This window comes from Geomonas sp., assembly GCF_035254065.1.
Classification (GTDB): domain Bacteria; phylum Desulfobacterota; class Desulfuromonadia; order Geobacterales; family Geobacteraceae; genus Geomonas.
Genome location: NZ_DATFBA010000232.1, coordinates 1 through 9702, shown reverse-complemented (window position 1 = coordinate 9702; position 9702 = coordinate 1). Strand labels below are relative to the sequence as shown.

The following is a 9702-nucleotide window of genomic DNA, read 5'->3' as shown; positions in this document are numbered from 1 at the left end:
AAAACGCTGGCAGGAAAGGCCAGGCCGAGCAAAAAACGTGTCAGATCGGGCCGTTAACGCTGCACAGTGAAAGCACGGTCGATGGCGGTGAAATGACTACTGGTCAAATGACTACGGCTGCCGTACCAGGTCCGGCTGCCGTATCAGATCCTTGACCAGGGCCAGCTCGGCCTCCCGGTCGGGGACCCGGCCATCGAGTCTTGCGCAGAGCACGGCATCCAAAAGCTCCCGGTACCGCGGCCCGGGCAGGACCCCCAGCTGCTTCAGATCCCCGCCACCGATCCGGCTGTGCATCCCCTGCAGCTTGGTGAAGTAGAGGGAGACGGCCCTTTTGAGTTCGGCATCGTGGCTCTTGGCCATCTGGTAGAGGAGCACTTCCACCGGCAGGCCGCGCAGGAAGAAGTAGATCTCGCTGTTCTCCAGCTTCCCCTGCTGGGCGAGCCTACGCTCCATTGAACCAAGCAGCACCTCCCCTTGCTTGCGCATCTCCACGAGCCTTTGCTGCAGGTGCCCGCTGACCGCCAGCCGGGTGCAGGTGGCCGAGAACTCGTCGCTGGTCAGGGGTTCGCAGAGGGCGAGGAAGTAAACCGCCCAGCGCTCGTAGGGGCGCTCCAGGTAAAGGAGGTCGTACCAGGATACGATGTTGCGGACCTCCTCGAGCATCTCCTGCATAGCGGGGGTCAGCTCGACACGCGGGTGGATGAAGCGGAAGAGCCCCAGCGACGCCATGCGCCAGATCCCCTTGAGCGGCTCCTTCTCCCTGAGGATCTGCACCAGCTCGGAGAGAAGCCGCCTCCCCCCCAGCTTCTCCAGGAAATCCATCTTCACCGCGTTCTTGATCAGGTCCTCGGTGTGCTTGGCGATCCTGAAGTTGAGCCGCTGCTCGAAGCGGATGGCGCGGAAGACGCGGGTGGGGTCCTCCACGAAGGAGAGGTTGTGCAGCACGCGGATCACCCTGGCCTGCAGGTCCCGGTAGGCGCCGAAGTAGTCGATGAGCTGCCCGAAGTGCTGGGCGTTGAGCCTCAAGGCCAGGGTGTTGACGGTGAAGTCACGCCGGTAGAGATCCATCTTCAGGGAAGAGTGCTCCACGGTGGGAAGCGCCCCCGGCGAGACGTAATACTCCAGTCGGGTGCTGGCCACGTCGATCTTGAAGCCGTCCGGAAATACGATGACGGCGGTACCGAACTTGTGGTGGCATTTGGCCCGACAGCCGAACTCCGTCGCAAAGCTTTCGGCGAAGAAGATGCCATCGCCGTCCACGGTGACGTCGATGTCCATGTTCTCGTTGCCAAGCAAGAGGTCGCGGACGAAGCCGCCGACGGCGTAGATGGGAAGGTCCAGCTGGTCGGCGCAGTGCCCCAGGTCGTGCAGCACCTTGATAGCGCGCGAAGAGAGCTGCCGCTTCATGAGCCCCTCAATCTCGCGGCTCTTCACCTGACTGGCCTCGCGGGCCAGGTCGTAGAGCGCCTCGCCCCCCAGGCTGTAGCGGAGGAGGTCGGTGCGGGTCACCACCCCCACCAGGCTTCCCGCTGACAGCACCGGCACCAGCCTGGCGTCCCCTCCCACCATGTAGGACTGCAGCTCGCTGATCGGCGTCTCAGGGGTGGCGGCGAAGAATTCGGAATGCATGTAGTCGGAGACCGGCACCTTGCCGAGGTTGTGGTAGATCGCCTTCTCCACCGTCTTCCTGGAGATGATGCCCAGCACGTGCCCCGCCTCCAACACCGGCATCGCGCTCACGTTGTAGCGGACCAGCCGCTCGCGCGCCTGTTCGATGGTGCTGTCGGGCTTGAGGGTCTTGACCGGATGGGACATGATCTCCTTGGCCACCCGGCGGGGATCCACCCTTTTCCGGAGCACGGCGTCCAGCTGCTGCAGGACCTGGATCAGGGTGAGTCCGCGGATGGTGGCCGAGGCGGCGGTATCGTGCCCCCCTCCCCCCAGTTCGCGCAGGATCTCCCCGACCCTGACCTCCGGGACGCGGCTCCTGGCGATCACGAAGACCCGCTCCGCCATGTCCACCACGATGAAGATCGCCTGCAGGTTCTCCATGTCACGGATCATATGGGCGAGCCCGGCGATGTCCCCCACGTAGCGGTCCACCGAGGCGTGGGCGATGGAGACGTCCACCCCCTTCAGGGTGGTGGTCTTCAGCGAGCTCAACAGGTCGTTCAAAAGGGAGACCTGCTCCACAGTAAGCTCACGGCCGATGGAGTCCGCCACCTCGTTCAGGTTGGCCCCCCGTTCCAAAAGCCAGGCGGCGGCCTGGTAATCCTCCGGAGTGGTGGAGGCGAAGGTGAGGTTACCGGTATCCTCGTGGACGCCAAGCATCATCAGGGTGGCCTCCTCGGGGGTCACCTCGATGCCGCGCTCCCTCAGCAGGGCGGTCAGGATGGTAGTGGTGGAGCCGCAGCTGCGGACGATCCCGCCGGTGGCGCGCAGGTCCGCAGAGCTCTTGGGATGGTGGTCGTAGACGTGCAGTTCCACCCCACCCTCCTTGATCAACTCGCCGAAGCGGGCCAGGCGGGCGGAAGACTGACAGTCGACCACGATGACGCGGGTGATGGCTGAGAAGTCGATATCTTTGAGGCGGGTGAATTCGATGGGGAGGGGGCCGTGTTTCTGGAAGAAGTCACGGACCCCCTTCTCTTGTGCGCCGGAGAAGGCTACCAGCGCGTCCGGGTAGAGCTTTTTGGCGGCCACCATGGAGCCCAGGCAGTCGAAGTCGGCGTTGACATGGGTGGTGATTACCTCCATCAGGAGACCGTCACGGCGGCGTAGGCCACCACCTTCCGGAAGTCGCCGTTCGCCTCGCCGCTGGTTGCGTAGGCCACCAGCCGGCTGGATTTGGCTCCCAGGCTCTTCGCCACCATCAGCATGACGGCAGCCGGGATGACGCCGCACATGGTGATGTCCTGCTGACGGCAGATCTTGACCAGCCCCTCCGGGTTCAGGTGGGCCACCTCGGAGAGCGCCAGGTCATCCTTTGCCTTGGCTTCCTGAGCCGGCTCGTAATGGGTCATGTCGGAGGAGGCGACGATCAGCACCTCCCGGCCGTAGGCCTTGATGGCGCGCACCAGCCCCTCGCTCAGCCGCGAGAGCGCTGCCAGGTCCAGAAGCGACAGGCAAAGTGCGGCGATGGAGACCTGCGGGTTTTTGTACTGCAGAAAAGGAAGCTGCACCTCCAGGGAGTGCTCGAATCGGTGGGCGGTGAGGTCCTCGTGCACCACCGGAGCATGTTCCAGGATCAGCTTGGAGAACTCCGCGTCGACCGGGACGGTCCCCAGGGGGGTGACCCAGGCACCGGCCGGGGAAAGGGCCGCAGGAGCTCCCAGCCCGGTGTGGTTGGGGCCCAAGACAAGGACGGTATCGGGCACCCTGATGGCGCCGTAGACCTTGCCCGCCACCTTGCCCGAGTACATGTACCCCGCATGCGGCGCGATGATGCCGAGCACCCGTTCCGGTTCCCCCGGCGGTACCATGGCAGAAAGCTCCTCGCGGAGCAGGTCCGCGTCACCCGTATAAAACTTGCCGGCTACCGCCGGTTCACGAATCATCTCCCCCTCCTTGCGCGTGGTTGGTGCCGCGTCCGGCCCCATGCCGGCGCCGCTCGCGCCTGAGAGATATTTTAACCCAGCCGAACAAAGCTTCCAAGCATCGACGGCGGATACTCATAAAATGGCCACTGCACTGTCATTGGCAACGGCGGACAGTCATACCGGGCCTTGATCAAGGCAATATATAGGGCGCTCTCATGATTGTCAAAGGAGAATCAGCTGCGGGGAGGAGGGTTCTATGTTGGAAGACAAGCCGTGTGAGTTTGACAGACATACCCTTCGACAGGCTCAGGGCGAACGGCTATTGGCATATTTCCTATTAGGTACAATTTTTGGCTAGCAGGTCCCCCCTTGACAAAGGGGGGACAGGGGGGGATTTGCTTTGGCTGTTTCAGGGGAAGAGGAGACGGCATCGCCGCTCACGCTCCCGGAGGTTCCTCGGCGAGCGGCAGGGCGGGCTGGTCGGCGAAGGGATCGGGAGGGGCAAGTTCCTGGATCTCCTTGAGGGTGGGGAGCGAGGAGAGGTCCTTCAGGTCGAAGAGTTCCAGGAACTCCCGGCTGGTACCGTAGATGAGCGGTTTGCCGGGTACGTCCTTCTTCCCCAGTATCTTCAGGAGCTTCTTCTCCATCAGGCTCTTCAGCACCCCACCGGAATCGACCCCGCGCAGATACTCGATCTCGGCCCGGGTAACCGGCTGCCGGTACGCCACGATGGCCAGCGTTTCCAGAGACGACTGGCTGAACTTGACACCCTTGGTCTTGTTGAGCCTCCTGATGTAATCGGCGTGCTCCGGCCGGGTCCTCAGCTGATACCCGCCGCTCACCTGCACCAGTACGATGCCGCGATCCGAATGCGCGTAATCCTCCATGAGGTCTTCCAGCGCGATGCGGATATCGGCGCGCTCGTACTCCTCCAGGATCAGGGCCAGCCGGTCCAGCGACAGCGGATGGTCGTGAACGAAGATGAGACTCTCCACGATCGATTTAAGCGACTTACCCGGCAAAAGCACCCTCCAGTTCCGGATCTTCCCCTGCCAGCCCGGCAGTGTCCACATCGTCATCGGTGGCGGCGGCGGTGAGCCAGATGGAGCCCAGGCTCTCGACCTGGACGATCTTGATCAGTTTCAGCTTGCACAGCTCGAGGATGGAGAGAAAGGTCACCACCAGGAGGTCGCGGGTCATGCCGTCGGTGAAGAGGCTGTCGAAACAGACGGTTTTCGCCTCGTGCAGGATGGAAAGCACCTGGCTGATGCGGTCGGCGATGCTGATGCCGTCAGCGCCGACGCTGTGGAAGGTATCGACCGAGACGCGGGAGAGGATCTTGCGGAAGGCCTCGATCAGGTCGAACAGCTCGACGTCAGCCGGCTCCTCCTCGGGCTCCATCTCGGCCAGTTCGGGAGAGGGAAACTTCCTGGCGAAGACGTCGCGCCCGAGGAGGTTCCTTACCACCAGCTCGGAGGAGGCGTCGCGGTAGCGCTGGTACTCCAGGAGCCTGCGCACCAGCTCGGCGCGCGGGTCCTCGACCTCCGCCTCGTCGTCGTCGCGCTCCACCGGCAACAGCATGCGGGATTTGATCTGCAACAGGGTCGCCGCCATCACCAGGAACTCCCCGGCGATGTCCAGGTTGAGTTCCTTGAGCAGTTCCATGTACTCCAGGTACTGCTTGGTAATGGCCGCGATGGGGATGTTGTAGATGTCCACCTCGTTCTTCTTGATGAGGTGGAGCAGCAGATCGAGCGGTCCTTCGAACTGCTCGATCTGCACAAGGTAGGCGTTTTCCATCGCCTCTTGAAAGAGGTTTTCTTGCATAATCCGTTTCGTCTCGTCCCTACCCTTAACTTAAACCATCTTCAGCCAGCGTCCCCTCTCCCGAAGGGGGAGGGTCAGGGAGGGGGAGCAGTGCTGGCCATGCCGACAGAGTTCCCCCCACCCGACCTTCCCCTTCGGGAGGAGGAGTGATGACGCGAGTGGAGAAAAGAGTTTCCGTTAGACCTTGAGCGCCGCCCTGACCTCGTTCATGGTCTCCTTGGCGACCACCTCGGCCTTGCGGCTACCCTCGGTGAGCACCTCGTCCACCACGCCCGGCTTGCTGGCCAGTTCCTCGCGCTTGGCGCGGAAGGGAGCCAGGGTGTCGATCATGCACTGGGCCAGGATCTTCTTGCAGTCGACGCAGCCTAGCTCCGCGCTGCGGCAGCCGACCACGATCTCGTCGCGCTTCTCCTGCGGCACGTAGAGGGAGTGCAGCGCGAAGGCAACGCAGCGGTCCGGCTCGCCCGGGTCCTTCTTGTAGACGCGCTGGGTGTCGGTGACCATGGAGAGCACCTTCTTCCTGGTGGTCTCGGCGTCGTCGGAGAGGAAGATGGCGTTGTTGTAGGACTTGCTCATCTTCCTGCCGTCCAGGCCGAGCACCTTCGGGGTCTCGGTGAGGAGCGCCTGCGGCTCCGGGAAGACTTCACCGTAGAGATAGTTGAAGCGACGAGCGATCTCCCTGGTGATTTCCAGGTGCGGCACCTGGTCCTGGCCGACCGGCACCTTGGCGGACTTGTAGACGATGATGTCGGAGGCCATCAGCACCGGGTAGCCGAGGAAGCCGAAGGTGGAGAGGTCCTTGGTGGAGAGATTCTCCTGCATCTCCTTGTAGGTCGGGTTGCGCTCCAACCAGGAGACCGGGGTGATCATGCCGAGGATGAGGTTCAGTTCCGCGTGCTGCGGCACCTTGCTCTGCTCGAAGATCACGCTCTGCTCGGGATCGATGCCGAAGGCGAGCCAGTCGAGCACCATCTCGTTGATGCTGTCCTTGATCCCGTCGGTGTTAGCGTATTCGGTGGTCAGCGAATGCCAATCGGCGGCAAAGAAGAAGCACTCATAGCTCTTCTGGAGTTCGAGCCAGTTGGAGAGCACGCCGTGAAAGTGCCCCAGGTGCAGTTTGCCGGTTGGCCTCATGCCGCTAACGATACGCTTGTTGCTCATGTATGAAGACTCCTTTGTATTGGTTCAGGTTTCCCTGAAAGAACTCGATTTCGAACCTGCTAGTGCATCATCAGGCTGGTCACCCCGGCGACCAGGTCGGTCTGCGGCCCGGCCAGCAGGTAGACCATGGCATTGAGGGCCGGCAGGATGACGTAGTCGAAGATGCGGGTGAAGAAGACCAGCAGGATGATGATTATGAACCCGAAAGGCTCGACCCGTGCCAGGGCGGAGCCCAGACGATACGGCAAGAGGCCCACCGCGACCCTGCCGCCGTCCAGCGGCGGCACAGGGATCAGGTTGAAGATGGCAAGAAGCAGGTTGATGTACACCGAGAAGGCCAGCATCCACGCCACCGGCTTAAGGACACCCGCCGCCATCGAGGCCTCGGGGATGTCGACCGCGAAATGCGCGATGGTGCGCATCGCCACCGCGGAAATGACCGCCAGGAGGAAGTTGGTGACCGGACCGGCGACAGCCACCCAGATCATGTCGGTCTTCGGACGGCGCAGGTTACGGAAGTTGACCGGCACCGGCTTTGCCCAGCCTACCCCGACGATGAACACCATCAGGGTGCCGAAGATGTCGATGTGCTTGAGCGGGTTGAGGGTGAGCCGTCCCATCGATCTGGCAGTATCGTCGCCCAGCTTGTCGGCGACGAACCCGTGGGAGACCTCATGACAGGTGATGGCCATCAGGGCCGGGACCAGCATGATCGAGACCTTCAGAAAGAATTGTTCGATTGAGAAGTCTTCCATGGGCTCCTTGGGGATCGGCCGGGATAAGAACCTACTTCATCTAACAGATCGAAGCGGGAAAGTCAACGATGGCGGGGTTTTCGCCCCAAGGGGGACTGGCTCCGCAGGTGCCGGTCCCCTTTGCCTTTGTCGGTCCCCTTTGCCTTTGACTATGCACCCCTCGCCCCTTCAGGGGAGAGGGGCAGGGGTGAGGGAGGCATGTTCAACAGCTCGCGGCGCTCTCACCCGCCCTTTGGGCACCCTCTCCCCTAAAGGGGCGAGGGGATAAGGAAACAAGAGGGCGAGGGGAAACGGACTCGGGCTGGCGAGGGGAAAAGAGATCAGTCCAGGTGGATCATCTGGTCGGTGATCTCCGTGAAGCTCACGTCGTGACTGACCAAGAAGAGCTGGTCGTACCAGTGCTCGGTGACTTCTTCCTGGCCGACGTCGATGGCGCGGAAGGCCTTAGCCAGATTTTCGCGGCGTTCGGCGTCCAGGTTGGAGGTCGGCTCGTCGAAGAAGGCGATGCGGGCACCGATGGTTTGCAGCAAGGCCAGCCGCAGGGCAACCACCGCGCTCATCATCTGGCCGCCGGAGAGCTGGTCGTCGGTCCGCTCCCGGATCTGGCCGTCCATCATGTCCCTCAGCACGACCTGGTAGTTCTCCCCCCAGTAAAGCTCCTCGTCGGACTCCGCGATGCTGCGATAGATCCGGTCGGCGCGGGTGCTGATCTCCTCACGGAAACGCTCGGACAGCTGGCTGGAGACGTTCTTGAACACCTGGTTGCGCAGGAACTTAACCAGCGTCCCCTGCTCTTTCAACTTGTCGATATCCAGAAGCTTCCGCTCGATCTCCTCGGCAATGGCGGCAAGGGCGGCGATCTCCCCTGCCAGCCGGGTCATACCTTCGGCGACCGCTGCCAATTCGGCTTTCAGCGTGGCGATCCCGGCCATCAGCAGCTCGCGCTCTTTTCTCAGGTTCTCGTGCCGCTCGGACTGGTAATCAGCCTGCAGGGCCTGCAGTTCCTGCTGGGTGGCCGATAGCTGTTCAGCCAGTTCTTGGAGGCGGTTTTGGTATCTGCCGAGGGTCTCGGTCCGTTTCTCCAGTTCCCCGGCGGCGGTTTCGTTGGCGATGAAGCGGTCCCGCTCGGACTGGTAGCGCTCCAACTCCTCCCCGGCAGCTTTGATGGCGTCGTCAAGCCCGGCGTATGCGGAGAGCGCCTGCTTCTCCGCAGTGATTCCCTTGAGCACGACGTCGAGCCGGCCCTGGTGAGCCTGGATGGCCTTCTCGCGCACAAGGAGCTTGTCGCCAGCCGCCGCCAAATCCCGCTTTTTCGATGCCACGGTTTTGGAGACGGCATACAGCTCGGCTGCTCTGACCTCGCAGTTGCGCACCGGTGCCTCGGCGCTCTGCTGACGTTCCGCCAGGGACTGCTCTAATGACACGATGACGGTGCGCCATTGATCACTCCAGGTGGAAAGCTGGGCGCGGCGGTCGGAGGGGGAATCGGTCAATTCAAGGTGGAGGCTCTTCAACTGGGCCGGCAGTGTTCCCCCTCCCTGGCCCTCCCCCTTCGGGAGAGGGGATGTGGGAGGGAGTGGGTGGAGGGTGGAGGTGAGCCATGCCTGGACCGACTCCAGGAGGAGTGCGGGATCGATTTCTTTTAAGTGGCGGGTGAACTCCTGCTCCAGTGTTTCACGCTCGGTGGCTAGTTTCGCCATTTCCAGCCGCACGTGTTCGACGCCCGCCAGCTCGTGGGCGGCAGCCTGTGCGGCGGCGACCTCTGCGGCCAGCGTTTCTGCCTGGGCATCCAGCCTCGCTATCTCGTCCTCGATCTCCCGGATCTGGTCGCGCATCAGTTCCACCCCGCCGGCCGCGTCGACATTCTTGCAAGGCTCCTGGAAGAAGGGACAGTTGCCATCGCCGATCTTCTCGCACCCTTCCAACAGCGAGAGTTTGCGGCCGGAAAGTTCGCAACGCTGCCCCTGGACCTTTTCCAGCTCCGCCTGCCGCGGTGAGAGCTTTCCCGCTTCCGCCGCCAGGGACTCACTGCCGGCCACCACCTTTCCCTTCTCTGCCGACTGCTGATCGATGGCGGCCATCCTGTCCAGGGCCGCAAAGAGGTAGGGGAGCACGTTCTCGATGCGATGAACGGCAAGCTCACGAAAGGCGGCAACCGCACCGTTCACGGCGGACAGCAACCCGGCTGCCTCCACCTGCGCCTTACCCAGCTCGGCCCGCTGCGCGGCAAGCGTCGCCTCCTCCTCGGATAACCGCTTCGCGTCGGATTCCACACCGGAGCGCAGGTCGGTGAGCTCCCGGCTCTCGATGGAGAGAGCCGCCCGTATGCCGGATTGCTCTTTTTCCAACTCGGCGAGTTTCTTCTCGACCAGCGACCTCTGTTTCTCCCGCTCGCGAAGTTCCTTCAGGCTCGCATCGGC

General features: G+C 62.8%; 7 protein-coding genes. All 7 read right to left on the bottom strand.

Going from position 1 to position 9702, the window contains the following annotated elements:
• Positions 1-111: 111 nt before the first annotated feature.
• Positions 112-2757 (bottom strand): CBS domain-containing protein, encoded by a 2646-nt coding sequence (locus VJ604_RS10950; protein WP_324082427.1) that lies wholly within the window; start codon positions 2755-2757, stop codon positions 112-114.
• Positions 2757-3557 (bottom strand): AmmeMemoRadiSam system protein B, encoded by an 801-nt coding sequence (gene amrB / locus VJ604_RS10945; protein WP_324082425.1) that lies wholly within the window; start codon positions 3555-3557, stop codon positions 2757-2759. Before amrB ends, VJ604_RS10950 begins: the two co-directional genes overlap by 1 nt.
• A 419-nt stretch (positions 3558-3976) precedes the next feature.
• Positions 3977-4561 carry an SMC-Scp complex subunit ScpB gene (scpB, locus tag VJ604_RS10940; RefSeq protein ID WP_324082423.1) on the bottom strand — a complete coding sequence of 195 codons (585 nt, stop codon included), beginning with the start codon at positions 4559-4561 and terminating at the stop codon, positions 3977-3979.
• On the bottom strand, positions 4551-5339 hold the full coding sequence (locus VJ604_RS10935; RefSeq protein ID WP_324082421.1) for a segregation and condensation protein A: 789 nt from the start codon (positions 5337-5339) through the stop codon (positions 4551-4553). The genes scpB and VJ604_RS10935 overlap by 11 nt, the downstream gene beginning before the upstream one ends.
• Before the next feature lie 204 nt (positions 5340-5543).
• Complete coding sequence (gene trpS / locus VJ604_RS10930) at positions 5544-6527, bottom strand: tryptophan--tRNA ligase (RefSeq protein WP_324082419.1); 984 nt, start codon at positions 6525-6527, stop codon at positions 5544-5546.
• Between the two features lie 59 nt (positions 6528-6586).
• Positions 6587-7267, bottom strand: coding sequence for a site-2 protease family protein (locus tag VJ604_RS10925; protein WP_324082429.1), 681 nt, complete (start codon positions 7265-7267; stop codon positions 6587-6589).
• A gap of 335 nt (positions 7268-7602) precedes the next feature.
• A partial coding sequence (locus tag VJ604_RS10920) for an SMC family protein (RefSeq protein ID WP_324082418.1) occupies positions 7603-9702 on the bottom strand: 2100 nt, incomplete at its 5' end.

Excerpts from the sequence above, each read along its gene's own strand:
- VJ604_RS10950 (WP_324082427.1), bottom strand. The coding sequence starts at position 2,757 with ATGGAGGTAATCACCACCCATGTCAACGCCGACTTCGACTGCCTGGGC.
- VJ604_RS10935 (WP_324082421.1), bottom strand. The coding sequence starts at position 5,339 with ATGGAAAACGCCTACCTTGTGCAGATCGAGCAGTTCGAAGGACCGCTC.
- amrB (WP_324082425.1), bottom strand. The coding sequence starts at position 3,557 with ATGATTCGTGAACCGGCGGTAGCCGGCAAGTTTTATACGGGTGACGCG.
- trpS (WP_324082419.1), bottom strand. The coding sequence starts at position 6,527 with ATGAGCAACAAGCGTATCGTTAGCGGCATGAGGCCAACCGGCAAACTG.